The sequence below is a fragment of the Corallococcus sp. RDP092CA genome (assembly GCF_041903675.1).
In the GTDB taxonomy this organism is placed as follows: domain Bacteria; phylum Myxococcota; class Myxococcia; order Myxococcales; family Myxococcaceae; genus Corallococcus.
Map to the genome: position 1 here is coordinate 354,819 of NZ_JAYESI010000003.1, position 20,144 is coordinate 374,962.

The following is a 20,144-nucleotide window of genomic DNA, read 5'->3' on the forward strand; positions in this document are numbered from 1 at the left end:
CCTCTCTGCTACAGGGCCCTCTGGGCGCCCGGTGCGGGGTGCCGGAGGCATGCATGTCGGACGTGAAGCAGCAGCGGGTGACGGTGATTGGTGGCGGCCTGGCGGGGACGGAGTGCGCGTATCAGCTGGCGCGGCGCGGCGTGCCGGTGGTGCTGCGGGAGATGAAGCCGCACAAGCGCTCTCCCGCGCACAAGTCGGACGCGCTCGCGGAGCTGGTGTGCAGCAACTCGCTGCGCTCGGACAACCCGGAGAGCGCCATCGGCCTCCTGCACGCGGAGCTGCGCGCGCTGGGGTCGCTGGTGCTCGCGAGCGCGGATCAGCACCGCGTGCCCGCGGGCGACGCGCTGGCGGTGGAGCGCGAGGGCTTCTCGCGCGAGATCACCACCCGGCTGGTGTCCGGGGTGGGCGTGGAGGTGGTGGGCGGCGAGGTGGAGCGGCTGCCGGAGGACGGCGTCGTGGTGGTGGCCACGGGGCCGCTGACGTCGGAGGCGCTCACGGCGGACCTGGAGCGCCACGTGGGCACGAAGCTCTACTTCTACGACTCCATCGCGCCCATCCTGTCCGGGGACTCCATCGACATGGGCATCGCCTTCCGCCAGAGCCGCTACGGCAAGGGCGGCGGGGACGACTACCTCAACCTGCCCATGTCGAAGGACGAGTACCAGCGCTTCATCCACGAGGTGAAGGCGGGCCAGAAGGTGGTGCCGCACAGCTTCGAGGAACCGAAGTACTTCGAAGGGTGTCTGCCCATCGAGGTGATGGCGGAGCGCGGCGACGACACGCTGGCCTACGGGCCCATGAAGCCGGTGGGGCTGAAGGACCCGCGCACCGGGACGGACCCGTACGCGGTGGTGCAGCTGCGCATGGAGGACCGGGCGGGCACGGCGTGGAACATGGTGGGCTTCCAGACGCGTCTGACGTGGGGTGAACAGAAGCGCATCTTCAGCACGTGCATCCCGGGCCTCCAGAATGCGGAGTTCCTGCGGATGGGGCAGATCCACCGCAACACGTTCATCGACTCGCCCCGCCTGCTGGCGGAGGACCTGTCGTTGAAGACGGAGCGGCGGGTGTTCTTCGCGGGACAGGTGACGGGCGTGGAGGGCTACGTGGAGAGCGCGGCGTGCGGCTACATGGTGGCGCTGGCGGTGCACGCGCGGCTGACGGGCAGGCCGTTCGCGCCGCCCCCGGCGACGACGGCGCTGGGCTCGCTGTACCGGCACCTCACCGGGGAGGCGCACCCGCCGGATCACCCGCACCAGCCCACCAACGTCATCTACGGCCTGTTCCCGCCGCTGTCGGGGCGGATGAAGAAGGCGGACAAGCGCGCGGCCTACTCGGCGCGCGCGAAGCAGGATCTGGCGGCCTGGCTGCCACTCGCGGGCGTTGTCGCCCAGACGGAAGGACAGACGAGCGCATGAAGCGAACCGGGATGGTGGGCCTGGTGGCCCTGCTGGCGGTGTCGGGGTGCAAGAAGGGCGAGGACAGCGGCGCGCCCTCGCAGCGCAGCGCCGCGCAGGGCGACACGGTCCGCAGCGCGGCGAAGGGCACCGCGGTGGTGGGCGGGCAGGGGCAGCTGCTCGCGCCGGGGCGCGCGGCGGACCTGCGCCTGTCGCCGGACGGGCAGTTCGCCACGTTCCTGCTCAACGGGCAGAAGCCCCGGCTGGACGGCATCCCGCCGCAGATGCTGGTGGGCTCGCTGTACGTCGTCCCCGTGGCGGGCGGGAAGGCGCGCGCGCTGGGCGACGGCGTGACGAACGTGCCGGGCAGCCTGCTGTTCTCCCAGGACTCCAAGCACCTGCTGTACGTGACGGGCTACAACCCGGCCTCTCAGTCCGGCGAGCTGAACGTGCTGTCCCTCGCGGACGCGGCCGCGGAGCCGGTGAAGCTGGGCACGGCGGTGAGCTACCTCCTGCCGTCTCCGGATGGCGTGAACGTGGCCTTCGTGGACGCGGGCACGCTGAAGTTGGGCCAGCTGCCGCAGGGGCCGTTCCAGGCCGTGGCGGGCGAGGTGAGCACCGCGCAGTTCACCCCGGACGGCAAGACGCTCCTCTTCAAGCGCAAGCTGTCCGCCGCGGGCGGGCTGGCGGCGGTGACGGTGGGGGCCAACGAGCCGCCGCGCAAGCTGGCGGATCAGGTGGGCGACTACCAGGTGTCCTCGGACGGCAAGCACGTGGCCTACCAGGTGCGCAGCGAGGCCGTGCGCGGGATGTATGACCTGTACCTCGCGGACGTGCCCGCGCTGAAGGGGCAGAAGCTGGCGACGGGGACGAAGGCGTTCGCCTTCTCGCCGGATGGCAAGTGGCTGGCGCGCACGGAGAACGGCAAGCCGGAGCAGCTGGGCGACCTGTACGTGGGCCCGGCGTCCGGCGGCGCGGGGCGCAAGGTGGGCGAGGCGGTGGAGGAGCTGGCGTTCGCGCCGGACTCCAAGGCGGTGGCCTTCCTGGAGAAGTATGATCAGCCGTCGCGCGCGGGCGCGCTGGGCGTGGCGTCGCTGCCGGACGGCGCGCCCAAGCGGGTGGGGGACCGGGTGCCCAACTTCGTGTGGGGCTCGGACAGCCGCTACGTGGCCTTCCTGTCGCGCTTCCTGAAGCCGGTGTTCTCCGTGGACCTGATGCTGTACGCGCTGGGCCAGGAGAAGGCGGAGAAGGTGCAGCCGGGCGTGTTCGGCTACGGCTTCACGCCGAAGAACGGCGCGGTGGTGTTCCGCACCAACTGCATCCGCAACGGCCGTGCTTGCGACTTCAAGGCCGTGGACCTGAACGCGAAGCAGGCCGAGGCGAAGACGTGGCTGCAGGGCATCTTCAGCTACAAGTTCTCCGAGGACGGCTCCCGCGTGCTCGCGACGTACGCGCGCATGGACTCGGACACCTACGACGTGGCGGTGTACGACGTGAAGTCGGGGGCGCGGAAGACGCTCGACCAGGGCGTGCAGGTGCCCGTGCTCTTCGCGGGCCCGGATGACGCGCGGGCCGTCTACATCATCGGCCAGGGGCAGAACCCCGGGGTCTACAGCGCCGTCGCCACCGCGCAGTAGGGCGTGACCCGGGGTTGGGAGGCCGCCGGGCCCTCCCTTCCCGGGGGTGGGCTGCTGTTGAGGCGTGCACACACGCACAGGGTGTGCTGTCTTCGCGCGCCGCATGGCACAGCTCGTCTATCGCCGCTACGGCGGCTCGCTCCAGGTTGACATCCCCGACTTCAACACCCTCACCGAGGCGGTGAGGATTCCCGCGACGCAGTGGATGGCGCTCGCGTGTCCCATGGAGGGCATCGCGTGTGATCCCCGCTTCCTGGCGCTGATGGACGCGGACGGCAACCGCCGCATCCGCGTGGAGGAGCTTCGCGCCGCGGTGGACTGGACGGCGGCGCGGCTGAAGGACCGCAAGGGCGCGGACGAGGGCAGCGACGTGCTGGAGCTGTCGGCGCTCTCCGACGCGGCGTCCAACCTCAAGGAGGCGGCGGAGCTGGTGCTGCGCACGTTGAACGCGCCGGACGCCACGCGCCTGTCGCTGGAGCAACTGCGCACCAGCGACAAGGCGCTGCGAGACGCGGGCAAGAACGGCGACGGCCTCATCGCGCCGGCGTCGCTGCCGGAGCGGCTGCGGCCCCTGGCCCAGTCCATCATCGCGGCCTTCCCGCAGGTGACCAACCGCGCGGGGCTGGCGGGCGTGGACGCGGGGCTGGTGACGCGCTTCCGCGAGGAGCGCGCGGCCCTGCTCGCGCACCTGGGCGGGCGGGATGCCGTCTTCACCTGGGGCACGGCGAGCCTGGAGCAGGCGAAGCGCGTGCATGACGTGGCGCCGCTGCTGGAGGGCTACTTCGTGCAGTGCAGGCTGGTGGCCGCGCAGCCGGAGGCCGCCGCCAGCCTGCGCCTGCGCGCGGACCGGGTGGAGGGCGCGCTGGGCGACCTGGGCGCCATGGGGAAGGCCGCGAACGAGCTGCCCATCGCCCCGCCGGACCCCTCCGGCGTGCTGGTGTGGGCGCGGCTGTACCGCGGCGCCGGCTACGAGAAGCTGGAGGCCTTCCACCAGGAGGTGGCGACGCCGCTCCTGGGGGACGGCGCGAAGCTGACGGACACGGCCTGGCGCGAGCTGTCCGCGAAGGCGGAGGCCATCCTCGGCTGGCAGGCGAAGCGCGACGCGAGCCCCCTGCAGGCGATGGCGGACACGCTGGGCGCGGTGCCGGACGAGGACCTGGACGCGCTGGACGCGGCGAGCCGCGAGGACCTGGCGCTCAAGCCCACGCTGGACGTCATCGCGGAGCTGGAGCGGCTGGTGCTGTACCAGCGCTGGCTGCTGCTGTTCGCCAACAACTTCATCAGCATGCCCAGCCTGTACCTGCCCAAGCGGCGGGCGCTGATGGAGAAGGGCACGCTCATCCTGGGCGGGCGCAAGTACACGCTGTCCGTGCTGGTGACGGACCGCGCGGCGCACGCGGCGCTGACGGGGCAGGGGACCACCTGCATCCTCTACGTGAAGGTGCTGCCCCGCGACGCGGCGGAGGCCTACGAGGTGGCGGTGCCCGTCACCGCGGGCCGCAGCACGGAGCTCGTCGTGGGCAAGCGCGGCGTGTTCTACGACGTGGACGGCAAGGAGAGCGACGCCATCGTCACGCAGGTCATCCGCCAGCCCGTGTCGCTCTGGGAGTCGATGACCATGCCCTTCATGCGCATCGGCTCGTTCATCACCAGCAAGGTGGAGGGGCTGGCCGCGTCGGGAGAGAAGGACTTCGACGCGTCGCTGGAGTCCGGCTACACGAAGACGGTGACGGCGCCACCGCCGGCGGCGGCTCCGGCCGCGCCAGGTGCGGCGCCCGCGGCGGGAGGCGGCCTCGCGGGCGTGCTCGCGGCGGGCGGCATCGCGTTCGCGGCGCTCGGTTCGTCGCTGGCGTTCATCCTCACGCAGGTGAAGTCGCTCACGCTGGTGGACGTCATCACCGCGGCCACCATCCTGGCCATCGTGGTGATGGCGCCCGCGGGGCTGCTCGGGTGGCTGAAGCTGCGCCGGCGCAACCTGGCGCTGCTGCTGGAGGGCTCCGGCTGGGCGCTCAACGACCGGCTGATGCTCACGCGCGGCGTGGCGACGCTCATCACCCGCAAGCCGAAGCTGCCCCAGGGGGCGCGGGTGGACCACGTGGACCTGGTGCGCGGGGCGCTGCGCAACACGCGCGACGACGACGAGACCGACCGCATGTCGCTGGGAGCCCGCCTCGGCCTCACGCTGCTCATCCTCTTCGTGCTGGGCTGGCAGGTGCGCGTGCCCGTCACGGAGTGGCTGTGCACGCACCAGTGGCTGTCCCAGGACGCCTGCCGCATGCTCCTGCCCAAGCTGGTGCCGTCCGAGCTGCCGGGCGCGCCCGCTCCGTCAGGGGCGGCCCCGGCCGCCGCGCCCGCTCCGGCCCCCGAGAAGTAGGGCGGGCTCGCGGCGCGACGCGAATCTTGCGAGGCTCGGGGAGGCCCCTAGGCTTCCCCGACCATGTCGACCCTGTCCCCGCTGCTGGAGCAGTTCAAGGTCCACCTCGAAGGCGAGAAGAGCGCGTCCCCTCACACGGTGCGCAACTACCTCATCGACCTGGTGGACTATGAGCGCTACCTCGTGGAGCGGATGAAGCTGTCGCTGCTGGCGGGCACGCACGCGGCCATCCGCGGCTACCTGGGCACGCTGGCGGTGGACCACGCGCCTTCAAGCCGCGCGCGGCGGCTGGCGAGCATCAAGTCGTTCTACAAGTACCTGGTGCGGCAGAAGCTGCTGTCGGCCAGCCCCGCCAAGCTGGTGAAGAGCCCCAAGCTGCCGAAGTCGCTGCCCAAGGTGCTGCCGGTGGAGGAGGTGTTCGCCATCCTCGACATGCCGGACGTCAAGACGGTGCTGGGGCTGCGCGACAAGGCCATCCTGGAGATGCTCTACGGCGGCGGCCTTCGCATCAGCGAGCTGTGCGGGTTGGATCTCCTGGGCGTGGACCGGAGCAGCCGCATCGTCCGGGTGATGGGCAAGGGCAGCAAGGAGCGGCTCGTGCCGCTCAACGCGAAGGCCATCCAGTGCCTGGAGGCATATCTCCAGCGGCGCGGGGAGCTGCTTGCCACGGTGCACGACGGGCAGGACCCGGACGCGCTGTTCCTCAACTTCCGCGGCGGGAGGCTCACGCCCCGGAGCATCGCGAGGCACCTGGACGCGTACGTGCTCAAGCTGGCCCTGGCGCGCAAGGTGAGCCCGCACGCGATGCGCCACTCTTTCGCCACGCACCTGCTGGGCGGCGGCGCGGACATCCGCAGCATCCAGGAGCTGCTGGGGCACGCGAGCCTGTCCACCACGCAGAAGTACACCCACGTGACCTTCGAACAGCTTCAGGAGGTCTACGACGCCGCGCACCCCCGCGCGTGAAGCCGAATCAGCTCATGTTCCACCGGGGCGCGAAGACGACTCGGGCCTGGTGGCGTGGCTGGCGCCGGACCGGGGCGCCGTCTCGCTGCCGGACGCGAGGGCGGTCAAGGCGGAGAAGGTGGCCCTGGTCACTCGGGTGGGCCGCTGGGTGCAGGCGACCGCGACCTGAGCGCTCCCCCAGGGTGCGGGAGCGGACAGCCAGGCAGTTTTTGTGGGTAGCGACCGGGCGGTCTTGTTAAACCCCCGGTCATGTTCCACGGCACCACCATCCTCTGCGTTCGCCGCGACGGGAAGGTCGTCATCGCGGGCGACGGCCAGGTCAGCCTCGACAAGACCATCATGAAGAACACCGCGCGCAAGGTGCGCAAGCTCGGCGAGGGGCAGGTGCTCGCCGGCTTCGCGGGCAGCACCGCGGACGCCTTCACGCTCTTCGAGCGCTTCGAGGCCAAGCTCAAGGCGCACCAGAAGAACCTGGCCCGCGCCTGCGTCGAGCTGGGCAAGGACTGGCGCACCGACCGCTTCCTCCGCCGCCTGGAGGCGCTGCTCATCGTCGCGGACAAGGAGAAGACCTTCATCCTCTCCGGCGCGGGCGACGTCATCGAGCCGGACCACGGCATCGCCGCCGTGGGCAGCGGAGGGCACTACGCCCTGGCCGCCGCGCGCGCCCTCCAGGCGCACTCGCAGCTGTCCGCCCGCGACATCTGCGCGCAGGCCATGGCCATCGCCGCGGACATCTGCGTCTACACCAACGCCAACGTCACCTACGAAGAGCTCTGAGAGGACCGCCCCGTGGCCGAATCGCGCAAGTTGTCCGCCTTCACGCCTCGCGAGGTCGTCAGCGAGCTGGACCGCTACATCGTCGGGCAGAACGACGCCAAGCGCGCCGTCGCCATCGCGCTGCGCAACCGGTGGCGCCGCCAGCAGGTGCCGGACGACCTGCGGGATGAGATCTACCCGAAGAACATCATCATGATCGGCCCCACCGGCGTGGGGAAGACGGAGATCGCCCGCCGCCTGGCGAAGCTGTCCCAGGCCCCCTTCGTCAAGGTGGAGGCCAGCAAGTTCACCGAAGTGGGCTACGTGGGCCGCGACGTCGAGTCGATGATCCGCGACCTCGTCGAGGCCTCCATCGCGCTCGTGCGCGAGGAGGAGACGGAGAAGGTCCAGCCGCGCGCGGAGGAGCTGGCCGAGGACCGGCTGATGGAGCTCATCAAGAACGGCGGGCAGGCGCGCACCACCACCTCGCCGCCGTTCGGCTTCTCGCCTCCGCCGCCCCCCGCGTCCCCGCACCTGGGCGACAGCGAGCGGGAGAAGCTGCGCGCCCAGCTGCGCGCCGGCACGCTGGATGATCAGACCGTGGAGGTGGAGACCAGCGAGAGCACGCCCACCTTCATGCGCAACTTCAGCGGCCAGGGCATGGAGGAGATCGGCGTCAACCTCCAGGACCTGTTCAAGAACATGCCGGGCATGAAGAACACCCGGAAGCGCCGCCTGCGCGTGCCGGAGGCGCTCCAGGTGCTGCGCGCGGAGGAGGCGCAGAAGCTGGTGGATCCGGACCGCGTCCAGCGCGAGGCCGTGGCGCGCGCCGAGTCCAGCGGCATCGTCTTCATCGACGAAATCGACAAGATCGCCAGCCGCGAGGGCGGCAAGGGCGGCGGGGGCCCGGACGTCTCGCGCGAGGGCGTGCAGCGCGACATCCTGCCCATCGTGGAGGGCTCGGCCGTCAACACCAAGTACGGCCAGGTGAAGACGGACCACATGCTCTTCATCGCCGCGGGCGCCTTCCACGTGTCCAAGCCGTCGGACCTCATCCCGGAGCTCCAGGGCCGCTTCCCCATCCGCGTGGAGCTGGAGCCGCTGTCCGGCGACGACCTGGTGCGCATCCTGCGCGAGCCGAAGAACTCGCTCCTGCGCCAGTACACCGCGCTGCTCGCGACGGAGGGCGTGCGCCTGTCCTTCACGGACGACGCGGTGGCGGAGCTCGCCCGCATCGCCCAGCAGGCCAACGAGCGCACGCAGAACATCGGCGCCCGGCGGCTGCACACCGTGCTGGAGCGCCTGCTGGATGAGGTGTCGTTCACCGCCAGCGAAATGGGCCCGCGCGACTTCCAGGTGGACGGCGCCTATGTGCGCGAGCGCCTGGCCGCCATCGTCCAGGACGAGGATCTGTCGCGCTACATCCTCTAGCGCGCTAGGGTCCGCCGCGTCGTCCCACCGCGTCGTCGGGAAGAGAGAGGTACCCCACTTGCACACGCCGTCCCCCGCATCCGCCCCTGGCAATGAAGCCCTCATCCAGAAGGCGAAGCAGCACCTGCTGCAGAACTACAAGCAGCAACCCATTGCCCTGGTCCGCGGACAGGGCACCCGGGTGTGGGACGCGAATGGCAAGGCGTACCTGGACTGCATCGGCGGCATCGCGGTGTGCGCCTTGGGCCACTGCCACCCGGAGGTCGTCGCCGCGGCCAAGGCGCAGCTGGACACGCTGTGGCACGTGTCCAACGTCTTCTACTCGCAGCCGCAGATCGACCTGGCCGCGCGTCTCTCCGACTGGGCCGGCCTGCCGCGCGCCTTCTTCTGCAACTCCGGCGCGGAGGCCAACGAGGCCCTCATCAAGCTGACGCGCAAGGTGATGAAGGACCGGGGCACGCCCGAGCGCTTCGAGATCCTCTCCTTCGAGAAGAGCTTCCACGGCCGCACGCTGGCCACCGTCACCGCCACCGGCCAGCCGAAGTACCACGCCGGCTTCGAGCCGCTGCCCCAGGGCTTCCGGCACCTGCCGTACGGCGACCTGGAGGCGGTGCGCCGCGCCGTGGGGCCATCCACCGCCGCCATCCTGGTGGAGCCCATCCAGGGCGAGGGCGGCGTGCGCATGGCGCCCCCAGGCTTCCTCCAGGGCCTGCGCGCCCTCTGCGACGAGCAGGGCCTGCTGCTGCTCGTGGACGAGGTCCAGACGGGCATGGGCCGCACCGGCCAGCCCTTCGGCTTCATGCACCACGGCATCCAGCCGGACGCCATCAGCATCGCCAAGGCGCTGGGCAACGGGTTGCCCATCGGCGCCATGCTGTGCCGCGAGGACCTGGCGGCCAGCCTCTCGCCGGGCACGCACGGCTCCACCTTCGGCGGCAACCTGGTGTCCGCCGCCGCGGGCAACGTGGTGATGCGGCTCTTGAGCGAGCCCGGCTTCCTGGCCGAGGTGCAGGCCAAGGGCGAGCACTTCCTCGCCGGCGCGCGCTCTCTCCAGGCCGCCCTGCCGGAGGGCCGCATCAAGGCCTTGCGCGGGCTGGGGCTGCTGCTGGGCGTGGAGCTGGACCGGGAGGCCGCCCCCGTCATCGCGAAGCTGCGAGAGGCCGGATTGCTGGTGAACTCCGCAGGGGACGTCACCCTGCGGTTCGCCCCGCCGCTCATCATCACGCGACAGGAACTCGACGAAGCGCTGGGGCTCCTCCAGCGCGTCCTCTCCGCGCTGTAGAATGGGAGGGTTTTCGGGCACCCGGGAAGGTTTGACGCCTTGCTTCCTGGGCACCTACACTTGGGGATTCGCCAGCCTGCGGAATGTGACACCTTGAGCGCGCCCAACCCCATCGTCGGCCTGGGGGGCAGGACCGACCACATCGCCACGGTGCCCCACCTGGACCCGGCCCGTCTCCAGCTCAGCCCGGAGGAGGGCTCCGTGCTGGCGCTGGTGGGCCGCGTGGAGCGCATCGACGCCGTGCTGTCCCGCTCCTCGCTGGGGGAGGCGCGCACCATCGCCGTGCTGCTGTCGCTGCGCGCCAAGGGGGCCATCGTGCCCGCCCGGGTGGTGCAGCGCGCCCCGCCGGCCACTCCGGTGCTGGACGCCGCCCTGTCGGAGGAGGTGGACCTGGAGCCCGAGCAGAAGCGCGACATCATCGAGATGGAGCGCTCGCTGGACGGGATGGACCACCACGCGGTGCTGGGCCTGTCCCGGGGCGCGACCCCGCAGGAGGTGAAGCAGGCCTATTACAACGCGTCCCGCCGCTTCCACCCGGACCGCTACTTCGGGAAGAACCTGGGCAGCTTCCGCGCCCGGCTGGAGCGCATCTTCAAGCGCCTCACGGACGCCCACAACGCCCTCAGCCGGCAGGAGCCCCCGCGCCCCGCCGCGCCGCCGCCCCCGGCCCCGCGCGCCCCCGCGCCGCCCCCGGCCGGGCGCACGGTGTCCGGCAGCGCCTTCGCGGCGGTGACGCCCCCGCCCCCAGCGGCGCCGCCGCCCGCCGCGCCGCCCCCGGCGGACCCGGAGTCCGAGGCCCGTCGCGCCGAGCGCCAGGCCCGCCTCGCGCGCCACCCGTACATGGCGCGCAGCCACAAGCTCACGGAGCTCATCGCCCGGGGCAAGGCGGCCACCGCGCGCGGGGACTTCGAGCGGGCCTACCAGGACTTCAACCACGTGCTGGGCCTGGACCCGAAGAACCGCGAGGTCACCCAGCTGCTGATGGAGGCGCGCCGCAAGCACGACCTGTCGCGCGCGCAGGCGGAGGTGGAGCGGGGCCAGGAACTGGAGATGAGCGGGGACTTCGCCGGGGCGCAGGCGGCCTACAAGCTGGCCGTGTCGCTCAACCCGGACAACCCGGAGGCGGCCTACCAGGCGGCGCGCGTGGGACGGGAGCTGACGCAGGACGCGCAGGAGGTGCTGAAGCTCGCGCAGCGCGCGGTGGAGCTGAAGCCGGGGCGGGCGGACTACCAGCTGCTGCTGGCCCAGGTGCTCCTGGTGGCGGGGCAGAAGAAGCAGGCCAAGCACCACTTCGAGGAGGTCGCGCGCCTGGATCCGGACAACTCGGACGCTCGCGCCGCCCTCAAGAAGCTTCGCTGGACGTTCACGTGATGAGGTGCACGCGTCCCCATGCCTGCTGAGTCCGAACCGCTGATTGGCATCGACCTGGGGACGACGAACAGCCTCGTCGCCACGGTGCAGGACGGTCAGCCCCTCATCATCAAGAACCGCACCGGCCAGCCCCTCACCCCGTCCGTGGTGGCGGTGTCGAAGAACGGCAAGCGGCTGGTGGGCGGCATCGCCAAGCGGCAGGCCATCACCAACCCGCAGGACACGGTGTCCGCGGCGAAGCGCCTCATCGGCCGCAAGTTCTCCTCGCACCCGGTGCAGGACGCGCTGCGCGCGCTCACGTATCAGGTGGTGGCTGGCCAGCACGACGACGTGCGCATCCGGCTGGCGGGCCGCGACCTCGCCGTGCCGGAGGTCAGCGCCATGATCCTGGCGGAGCTGAAGGCGGACGCGGAGGCGCACTTCGGCCGGCCCGTCACCCAGGCCGTCATCACCGTGCCGGCCTACTTCAACGACGGGCAGCGCCAGGCCACCAAGGACGCGGGCCGCATCGCGGGGCTGGACGTCCTGCGCATCATCAACGAGCCCACCGCGGCCGCGCTGGCCTACGGCTTCGGGCGCACGGTGAACGGGAAGATCGCCGTGCTGGACCTGGGCGGCGGCACCTTCGACGTGTCGGTGCTGGAGATCAACAACGGCGTCTTCGACGTGGTGGCCACCGGCGGTGACACCTTCCTCGGCGGCGAGGACTGGGACCACCGCATCATCGAGTGGATGGTGTTCGGCTTCGCCAAGGAGCACGGCATCGACCTGCGCAAGGACCGCATGGCGCTGCAGCGGCTGAAGGACGCCGCGGAGAAGGCGAAGGTGGAGCTGTCGTCGGTGAAGGAGACGCAGGTGCACCTGCCCTTCATCTGCACGCCGCCGGGCGGAGGCGCCGCGCTGCACCTGCAGTCCACGCTCACGCGCGAGAAGCTGGAGGAGCTCACGGCGGACCTGGGCGAGCGCCTGGTGGGCATCACCTCGGAGGTCCTGGGCGAGGCGAGGGTGCGCCCCTCGGACCTGAAGGAGGTCATCCTGGTGGGGGGCATGTCGCGCATGCCCCGCATCGTGGAGCAGGTGCGCCAGTACTTCCGCCGCGAGCCCTGCAAGGGCGTGCACGCGGAGGAGGTGGTGGCCCTGGGCGCCGCCATCCAGGCGCACGCGCTGGTGGGGCAGCAGAGCGAGCTGCTCCTGTTGGACGTCACGCCCCAGAGCATGGGCGTGGCCATCGCGGGCGGCTACGTGCGGCGGCTGATCCCTCGCAACACCACCGTGCCCACGTCCGCCACGGAGGTGTTCGCCACCTCCAAGGACTTCCAGCGCACGGTGAAGATCATGGTGCTCCAGGGCGAGCACGAGCTCGCGCACCACAACGAGCTGTTGGGCGAGTTCCTCCTCACCGGCCTGCGCGAGGCGCCGCGAGGCCAGGTCGAGATCGAGGTGACCTTCGACATCAACGCGGAGGGCATCGTGTCGGTGTCCGCGCGCGACCGGGACACGGGCCTGCGCCAGTCCATCACCGTCACCGCCTCCAGCGGCCTCACCGAGGATGAGCTGCGCCGCATCATGGACGAGCAGCGCGACTGGCTGGTGACGGCGCGCAACACGGAGGAGCTGAAGAGCCGGCGCATGGAGCTGGACACCCTGGCCCGCGATCTGGTGGACGCGCTGTCCCGCGTGCGGCTCATGCCCGGGGCCGGGGGCCTTTCTCCCGACGTCGTCGCCCGCGCGGAGGCCGCGCTGGACCATGCGCGCCAGGTGCGCGGCGGCGAGGACGTGGGCGCGCTCACCCGCGCCTGCGAGACCCTGGCCCAGAGCCTGCCGCAGTTGCGCTCGGCGGGCGGGCGCGCGGGGAGGTAGTCCGTGAGCGCGCTCCGCGCCAAGGCGCTGGTCGAAGCCGGACTCCTGCTGCGCCTGAGTGGCGACACGGCCGGCGCGGAGAAGCTCTTCGCCCGCGCCCTGGAGCTGGATCCACACAACGCCCGCGCCCGCCGGCTGCTCGGGAGGGACGGCCCGGTGGAGCCGGGGGCCACGGGCGGGGACACCGGGTGGAACCTGGCCAACCCGGAGCAGGAGGCGGACTGGGGCGCCTGGGCCGGCCCCTCCGCGCCTGGGCCGGTGGAGGCCCCGCTGAGGGAGCCCGTGAGCCTGCCGGAGGGCACGGGGATGCGCGGCGACGCGCTGGACCTGCTCGCGGAGGCGCACCGCACGCAGGAGTTCGGCCTGCCGGACACCTTCTCGCCGGTGGGCGGATTGCCGGAGGGCTCGGAGGTGGAGAGCCTGCTGCGCGGCGCGGAGGACCTGCTGGCGCTGGATGACCACACCGGGGCGGTGGAGCTCCTGCGCCGGGCCCAGTCCCTGGCCCCGGAGAACCCGCGCGTGGAGGCGCTGCGAGACCGGAGCGAGCGCATCCTGATGTCCATGCTGGAGGCCCGGCTGGGAGACCTGAACCGCATGCCGCGCGTGCGGCTGCAGCCGGACGACATCATCTGGCTCAACCTGGACCACCGCGCGGGCTTCGTGCTGGCCCAGATCGATGGCGCGGTGAGCTTCGACGACCTCTTCGCGCTGTCCGGCATGTCGCGCCTGGACACCGCGCGCATCCTCGCGCAGCTGCTCGACGAGGGCATCATCGCCCCCGGCGAGTAGGCCGCGCGCCGCCGGCTCACGCGGGGCGGATGACGGCCGTCCACACGCCGCGCACCACGGGCTCGCCCTTCGCGTTGCGCGTCTCCGTGGTGACGACGAGGAAGTCCATGCCCGCCTTGCGGTAGAGCTCCGTGATGGAGCCCGTGGTGGTGAGCACGTCCCCGGGGCGCATCACGCCCAGGAACTCCAGCTCCTGCTCGCCGTGCACCAGCCGCACGCGGTCCACGCCCAGCTCCGGATCCGCGATGGCGGCGCTGAAGGGGCGGATGGCGAACACCACCGCGAAGCTGGGGGAGGCGATGACGTCGCCGTAGGGGCCCGCCCGCGCCGCGTCCTGCGAGTAGAGCAGGGGGCTCACGTGCGCCGGGGGCTCGCCGAAGGTGCCCGCGGAGGGCACGGCGCCGCCGAGGATGAGGGAGAACTCGCGCAGCTTCTCCAGGCCGACTTCGTAGGTGAAGGGGCCGTAGGCACGGCCGACGAACTTGGGGTCCAGGGCCATGGCTATCCGAGCGAGGTTTCCACGACGGCGCCCCGGAGGACGGGCTCGCCGCGCTGGTTGGTGGCGGTGACTTCCGTGGTGAGCCGGCCATCCGCGATGGTGGTGACGCGGCCCTGGAAGGTGACGGTGTCCTCGGGCAGCACGGGCCGGGAGAAGCGCACCTTCACGCGGCGCACGAGCCCCGGGTCCCCCACGAAGACGGCCACGGCCTCCACGGCCCAGCCCAGCGTACAGAGCCCCTGGAGGATGACGCCGTTGAAGCCGGCGAGCCTGCCGACCTCCGGGTCGATGTGGATGGGGTTGTAGTCCCCGGAAGCGCCCGCGTAATACACCGGCCGCAGCCGGTCGCACTGGCGGACGTGCGTGAAGGTGTCTCCCACCTGGAACGTGCGTGCCATGAGGCGCCGAAGCCTACCGCATCCCCGGGCGTGGACGTCCCGCCGGAAACGAAGAAGGGGGCGGCCCCCACCTCAAGTGAGGACCGCCCCCCGTCACTTCAGGGCTTCAGGGCGAAGCGTCCGCCTTACGCCTTGCGACGGCGCGCGAGCGCCATCGCCGCGAACATCGCCATCAGCGGCGCCATGCCGCCAGCGGAGCCGCCCGTGGACGAGCAGCCGCCGCCGTCGTCCTCGGCCTTCGGCACGGAGACCTTCACCTCGGCGGTGCTGGTCTCACCGGCCGCGTCCTTCACCGTGACGGTGAAGGTGTAGGTCTCCAGCGTCTTCTTCGCCGGGGGCGTGAAGCTGGCCTCGGCGGAGCTGGCGCCGGTCAGCGTCACGGACGGGCCACCCGTCTGGGCCCAGGCATAGGTCAGCGTCTCGTTGTCCGGATCCGTGGACGTGGAGGCATCGAGCTTCACCAGCTCACCGCCGCGCACGCCCGAGATGACCCGGGCCTTGGCGACCGGCGCCTGGTTCACCTGCTTCACGTTGACCGTGTAGATGAACGGGCCCGAGGAGGCGCCGTCGGAGTCGGTCACGGTGAGGCTGAAGGCCACGGCCGTGTCGGCCTGGACCTGCGGCGCCGTGAAGCTCAGCTGCGCCGTGTCGGCGCCCGTGGTCTGAACCGGGGAGCCACCAACCTGGGCCCAGACGTAGGTGAGCACGTCACCGTCCGGATCCGTGATGCCGGAAGCGTCCAGCGTCACGTTGCTGCCCTCATCCGCATCGATGGTGGCCGGAGCCTCCCCCACCGGGTGGCGGTTGGCCTTGTGCACCGTCACGTTGACCAGGTCGGACGCCGACAGGCCGGCCGAGGTCACCGTGAGCTTGAAGGTAAGCTCGGTGGGGGTGTTGACGTCCGGCGCCACGAAGGTCGCCGTCGCCTTGTCCTCACCCGTCAGCGTCACCGCCGCACCCGCGGTCTGCACCCACTGGTAGGTGACCGCCGTGCCGTCCGGATCGGAGCCGGAGCCGGTCAGCGTCACCGTGGAGCGGGCATCCGCGTTGATGTCCGCGCCGGCGTTGGCCACCGGAGCACGGTCCACGTTCTTGACCGTCACGGCCACGGACTTGGTGGACTTTGCGCCGCTGCCGTCCGTCACGGTGACGGTGAAGGTCAGCTGCGTGTCCGCCGCCACTTCCGGAGCCGTGAACGACGCCTTCGCCTTGGTGGCGTTGGTGATGGTCACCGCGGGCGTGGTGCCACCCGTCCGGGCCCAGGAGTACGTCAGCTCATCCGCGTCGATCCGGTCCGGATCCGTGGAGGCCGAGGCGTCCAGCGTCACGGCGTCGCCCTCGTTCACCGTCGTCGGCGCGGAGGCCGCGGCCACCGGCGGCTGGTTCACGTTGACGATGGTCACGTTGACCGTCTTCGGGAGGCTCGTCTTGCCCGCCGCGTCGGTGACGACGAGCTGGAAGGCGAGGATGTCGTTGTAGTCCACGTCCGCGATGAAGCTCGGCGTCGCGGTGTCCGGGTCGGTCAGCGTGATCGGCGTGGCACCACCGACCTGCGTCCAGCTGTAGGTCAGCGTGTCGCCCGCGGCGGCATCCGGGTCGAAGCTGCCCGTGCCGTTCAGGGTGATCTTGGTGCGGTTGAGGACGCCGCCCACGAGGGTACCCTCGTAGACGCCCTGCGCCGCACCCGCGTTCGCCACCGGACGCACGTTGCACGTGCCCGTGGAGGCCGGCTGCTCCGCCTGGCCGGTGAACGCCGGCGCGGCGCCCGTGAACTTCACGTCATCCAGGTCCAGGCCGTACCCGCCCACGGCGACGTCGCCGCCGATGCGGAAGCGGAAGCGGATGTTCTTGAAGCCCAGGCTCTGGAAGAAGTCTCCGAAGTTGAGCTCCGCCGTGGTGAAGGCCGGGAAGCCCGTGCTCACCAGCGCGATCGCGGGGAGGCCCTCGATGGGGTTGCCGCCGCCCGTGGCGATGAGGGCCGTGTAGCCCGGATCCACGTCCACCGCCGGGTAGAGGTCGAGATAGGGATCGATCCACTCGACGCCGTCGACCGTGAGCTCCAGCACCGCGCCGTCGTAGGCGGCGCTCGAGTCGAACTCGAACGAGTGGCGGTACTTGTAGCTCATCACGAACTCGGCCGCGTCCTCGATCCGCAGCCAGGGGCTGGTGACGATGGTCTCCACCGCCGTGCCCGGATCGCCGCCGTGCAGGTAGCGGTTCTCAGGCGAGCCGGACAGCGTCCAGTCACCGGAGGACGACAGGTTCTGCGACACCGTCCACCCGGACAGCCCGGACTCGAACGTCTCCGTGTCGCTGGTGCTCGGCACGTCGTCGTAGTTGACGCGCGGATCGTACGTCACCGTCTTCGACTCCGCCGGGATCTCGGTGGAGTCGAAGGTGACCTTCAGGCCGGCGCGCGCGGGCGAGTCGGACACCGCGGTGAGGTTGACGGGCACGGTGATGGTCTTCTCCGCGCCGCGCGACAGGGCGGGGATGCTGATCGTGGTGCCGCTCGGGAACTGGAGCGTGGCCGTGGTGCTGGTGGTGCTGACGGTGCCCTGGAAGGCGCTCAGCCCGGTGCCGCCCACGTTGCGCACGGTGATCTTCAGCTCGCCCTGCTCGCCAACGTCGAGGACGCCGTCCTGGTCGCAGCCACCCGCGGTGTCGGCCAGCGTGATGCTGGTGACCTCCAGGTTGCCGCCCGCGGCGAAGCTCTCCGTCACGCCGATGTGGTCGAACGCGTCGCGGTCCGGCGACTTGGCGCCGAAGCCCAGGCCGCGCTTGGCGAAGGCCGCCACGAAGCGCTGGTAGTCCGCCGGATCGCTCGCCAGCGCGACGGCCAGCACCGCGTCACGGGCTTCCGTGAACGTGGGGGCGTTCGGCGTCGCCTTGTAGGCCGCGATGAGGTACCGCTTCATCCGGTCCTGCGCCTCCTGGAAGGGGTGCGCGTTCAGCAGGCTCGCGTAGCACTCCCACAGCATCGTGGCCCACACCTCACCGCTGTTGTGGACCTCGCTGTTGATGTCCGTCCGCGCGGTGCTCAGCTCGCCGGGCAGGGTGGTGAAGTTGGAGATGTGCTTGAACGTGTAGCCGTTCTTGCTCATGTCCGTCGTGTAGGGCAGGCGACGGATGCCGTAGTAGTAGCCCTGGTTCTTGCCACCGCTGGTGACGTAGCCCGCGGTGCTGTAGACGCCCTGCCAGTTGCCGTTGCCCTGCTTGGCCTGGTCCTCCGCGCGCACCTGGAGCAGCATCGCGTGGAAGTCGCCCCAGCCCTCGCCCATCGAGCGGCCCTGGTTGTTGCTCAGGCCCGCGGCGTTACCGATGAGGCGGTTGCTGATGTAGTGACCCCACTCGTGCGCGATGATGCCGTTGTCGAGCGTACCGTCGCGATCCTGGTTCGCCTCGCGCAGGAACTTCACGGTCAGCGTCTCGGTGGCGAGCTCCGCCCGCCACGCCGCGCCCGCCTCCTGGGTGATCATCAGGGCCGGGGTGGTGACCGCGGCGTTGGTGCCGCCCATGGCGATGGGGCTGCCCGCGGCGTTGTTGACGATGACCGTGGCGACGGCGCCCGCCTGCTGGGCGTTGTTCGCCTTGGCGACGAAGTCGCACGCACCGCGGTCGATGAGCGCGATCTTCCCGGTGAAGTAGCCCGCCTCGAAGGCGGCGCAGCCATTCAGGTTGGCGGCAGGGGCGTCCTTGACCTCGCCCGACGTGTCATAGGCCTGCTGGCCGAAGCTCGCGGAGGAGGCTTCGTACACGCCAGCCAGGGACGCGGGAGCGGTCACGGACAGCTCGGGCGTGCCGTCGAACACGTACATCTGCATGCGCGGCGACGCACCGTCGGCCGGCGTGCTCATGTTCGCGTTGTTGCGGCCGCCGTAGTCCTGCGCCTGGGCCTGGAGGGGGTCGCCATCCAGACCGCCGCGGCCGAAGTTGAACGACTGGGCGTTGCCCGCGGCCTCGTCGAAGCCGGAGTCGTAGTACCAGTCGTGCAGGAAGTTGTTCACGTAGAACAGGTTCACCACCGAGGCCTTGATCTGCTCGGGGCTGATGCCCGGGGCCTTGGTCGTGTCGTAGACGTACGCGAAGGTGTTGTCGCTCGTCGTCTCCGCGCGGATGTCGGCGCTGCCCGGCTGGAAGCCGTCCGGCGAGGACAGGTCCGCATACGCATCCACGTTGTTACCCGTGGTCTGCGTGGCGTTGGCCGGCAGCCAGGGGTCGTTCCGGCTGTAGGGGCTGTTGGCCAGGGTGATCTGCTGCTGCGGACGGTTCAGCGGGGCCTGATAGCCGTCCTTCAAGCCCGTGGGGTGCGGGGTCGCGTCGGTGCCCTGGGGACCGTCGTCCGGGAGGTACGGGGACTGCTGGCTCGCCCAGACCTGGTACGTGAACTCCGCGCCGGCGTCCGCCGTCAGGTTGTTGCGGAAGAGGACCTGGCCGGTGGCCGCGGACACCACGTAGGCATAGTAGTCGCTGGAGCGCGCGGCCTTGGGGCCGGCGTTCACCTCCACGTACCACGCCGGCTCCAGCTTGCCGGCCAGCATGAAGTACACCTGCCGGGCGCGGGCCGGGGTGGCCAGATCCTGCGGCAGCGCGGACTTCGCGTTGGGGGCCAGCTCGAAGAAGGTGAAGTCACCCTGCGTGCCCGCGTTGATGAACGAGGTGGCCTGCGTGCCGGAGCCCGTCAGGTCCTTGAACGCGCCAGACACCGCGTCCGCGGCGCCCAGGTTGAAGCCGGTGCGCGCCTTGGACTTCGCGGTGAGCGCCAGCTCGGACGGGGCGAGGTAGCCGCTCACGGCCACCAGGCGCAGGTCCTGGCCCATGACGACCTTGACCTCATTGCGGAAGACCGGGATGCCCCCCACCGACTGGTTGAAGGTCGCGACGATGGCGCCCTTGCCGGTGTTGTGCAGCGAGCGCAGGCTGGCGCCCGCGACGTCGTCGCGCGTCAGGCGGTAGCTGTCCGCCACCGACTGCAGGTGCGCACGCGCCGCGCTCTCCGGCGTCATGCCGGAGCGGATGACGGACTTGGACTGCGCACCGTCCTGCGCCGCCCACGCGAACGTGGGGACGCCGAGCCGCCGCTCGGTCTGCTCGATGCGAAGCCCGCGGGACACGGCCGTGTTGGAGTCCACGGCGAGAGAGCGGGAGTCCCGCTGCTCCAGGAACGCGTCGTAGTTCGACCGCTCCTTGGCCCACGCGCTGGTACCCGCGAGGGGCACCAGCAGCAGGCTGGTCAACAGCTTTTCCCTGAGACGCATGCGCCTTCCTTCTTGGGGGTGATGTACTGCCGGACGAGGGGACTGCGAGTGACGACGACTGCACGAGGAGGGGTCCGCCGGGGGGCGGGCCGCTCCTTACGGATGGCGGACCGTGGGTGGACAACA

The 20,144-nt window shown here is 71.1% G+C and carries 13 protein-coding genes; 10 read left to right on the plus strand and 3 right to left on the minus strand.

The features are described 5' to 3' along the window. Nucleotides 1–53: 53 nt before the first annotated feature. The 10 genes from trmFO to U8525_RS05820 all read left to right on the plus strand — a co-directional run bounded on the left by trmFO (nt 54) and on the right by U8525_RS05820 (nt 13,863). The gene (trmFO, locus tag U8525_RS05775; protein ID WP_374262123.1) at nt 54–1,418 is read left to right on the plus strand and encodes a methylenetetrahydrofolate--tRNA-(uracil(54)-C(5))-methyltransferase (FADH(2)-oxidizing) TrmFO; all 1,365 of its coding nucleotides are present in this window, start codon (nt 54–56) and stop codon (nt 1,416–1,418) included. Next, a complete protein-coding gene (locus tag U8525_RS05780; RefSeq protein WP_374262125.1) occupies nt 1,415–3,034 on the plus strand; it encodes a gliding motility protein in 1,620 nt (539 codons plus the stop codon). The genes trmFO and U8525_RS05780 overlap by 4 nt, the downstream gene beginning before the upstream one ends. 103 nt (nt 3,035–3,137) lie before the next feature. Then, nucleotides 3,138–5,408, plus strand: coding sequence for a kinesin (locus U8525_RS05785; RefSeq protein WP_374262127.1), 2,271 nt, complete (start codon nt 3,138–3,140; stop codon nt 5,406–5,408). A gap of 63 nt (nt 5,409–5,471) precedes the next feature. Further along, nucleotides 5,472–6,374, plus strand: coding sequence for a tyrosine recombinase XerC (locus U8525_RS05790; protein ID WP_374262129.1), 903 nt, complete (start codon nt 5,472–5,474; stop codon nt 6,372–6,374). A gap of 249 nt (nt 6,375–6,623) precedes the next feature. Then, nucleotides 6,624–7,151, plus strand: coding sequence for an ATP-dependent protease subunit HslV (gene hslV, locus U8525_RS05795; RefSeq protein WP_374262132.1), 528 nt, complete (start codon nt 6,624–6,626; stop codon nt 7,149–7,151). 12 nt (nt 7,152–7,163) lie between these two features. Continuing rightward, nucleotides 7,164–8,561, plus strand: a complete 1,398-nt coding sequence (gene hslU / locus U8525_RS05800; protein WP_374262134.1) for an ATP-dependent protease ATPase subunit HslU — start codon at nt 7,164–7,166, stop codon at nt 8,559–8,561. A gap of 58 nt (nt 8,562–8,619) precedes the next feature. Beyond that, nucleotides 8,620–9,843, plus strand: coding sequence for an aspartate aminotransferase family protein (locus U8525_RS05805; RefSeq protein WP_374262136.1), 1,224 nt, complete (start codon nt 8,620–8,622; stop codon nt 9,841–9,843). A 93-nt stretch (nt 9,844–9,936) separates the two neighbouring features. Further along, nucleotides 9,937–11,214 (plus strand): tetratricopeptide repeat protein, encoded by a 1,278-nt coding sequence (locus U8525_RS05810; protein WP_374262138.1) that lies wholly within the window; start codon nt 9,937–9,939, stop codon nt 11,212–11,214. 18 nt (nt 11,215–11,232) lie between these two features. Continuing rightward, nucleotides 11,233–13,074: a molecular chaperone DnaK gene (gene dnaK, locus U8525_RS05815; RefSeq protein ID WP_374262141.1), complete on the plus strand. Its 1,842-nt coding sequence runs from the start codon at nt 11,233–11,235 to the stop codon at nt 13,072–13,074. A 3-nt stretch (nt 13,075–13,077) separates the two neighbouring features. Continuing rightward, on the plus strand, nt 13,078–13,863 hold the full coding sequence (locus U8525_RS05820) for a tetratricopeptide repeat protein (RefSeq protein WP_374262144.1): 786 nt from the start codon (nt 13,078–13,080) through the stop codon (nt 13,861–13,863). A gap of 16 nt (nt 13,864–13,879) precedes the next feature. On the opposite strand, the gene U8525_RS05825 is transcribed toward U8525_RS05820, so the two are convergent. The 3 genes from U8525_RS05825 to U8525_RS05835 all read right to left on the minus strand — a co-directional run bounded on the left by U8525_RS05825 (nt 13,880) and on the right by U8525_RS05835 (nt 20,018). After that, the gene (locus tag U8525_RS05825; RefSeq protein ID WP_374262147.1) at nt 13,880–14,362 is read right to left on the minus strand and encodes a MaoC family dehydratase N-terminal domain-containing protein; all 483 of its coding nucleotides are present in this window, start codon (nt 14,360–14,362) and stop codon (nt 13,880–13,882) included. A 2-nt stretch (nt 14,363–14,364) separates the two neighbouring features. Next, nucleotides 14,365–14,760, minus strand: a complete 396-nt coding sequence (locus U8525_RS05830) for a MaoC family dehydratase (RefSeq protein ID WP_374262149.1) — start codon at nt 14,758–14,760, stop codon at nt 14,365–14,367. A gap of 125 nt (nt 14,761–14,885) precedes the next feature. After that, the gene (locus U8525_RS05835) at nt 14,886–20,018 is read right to left on the minus strand and encodes a myxosortase-dependent M36 family metallopeptidase (protein WP_374262152.1); all 5,133 of its coding nucleotides are present in this window, start codon (nt 20,016–20,018) and stop codon (nt 14,886–14,888) included. Between the last annotated feature and the right edge of the window lie 126 nt (nt 20,019–20,144).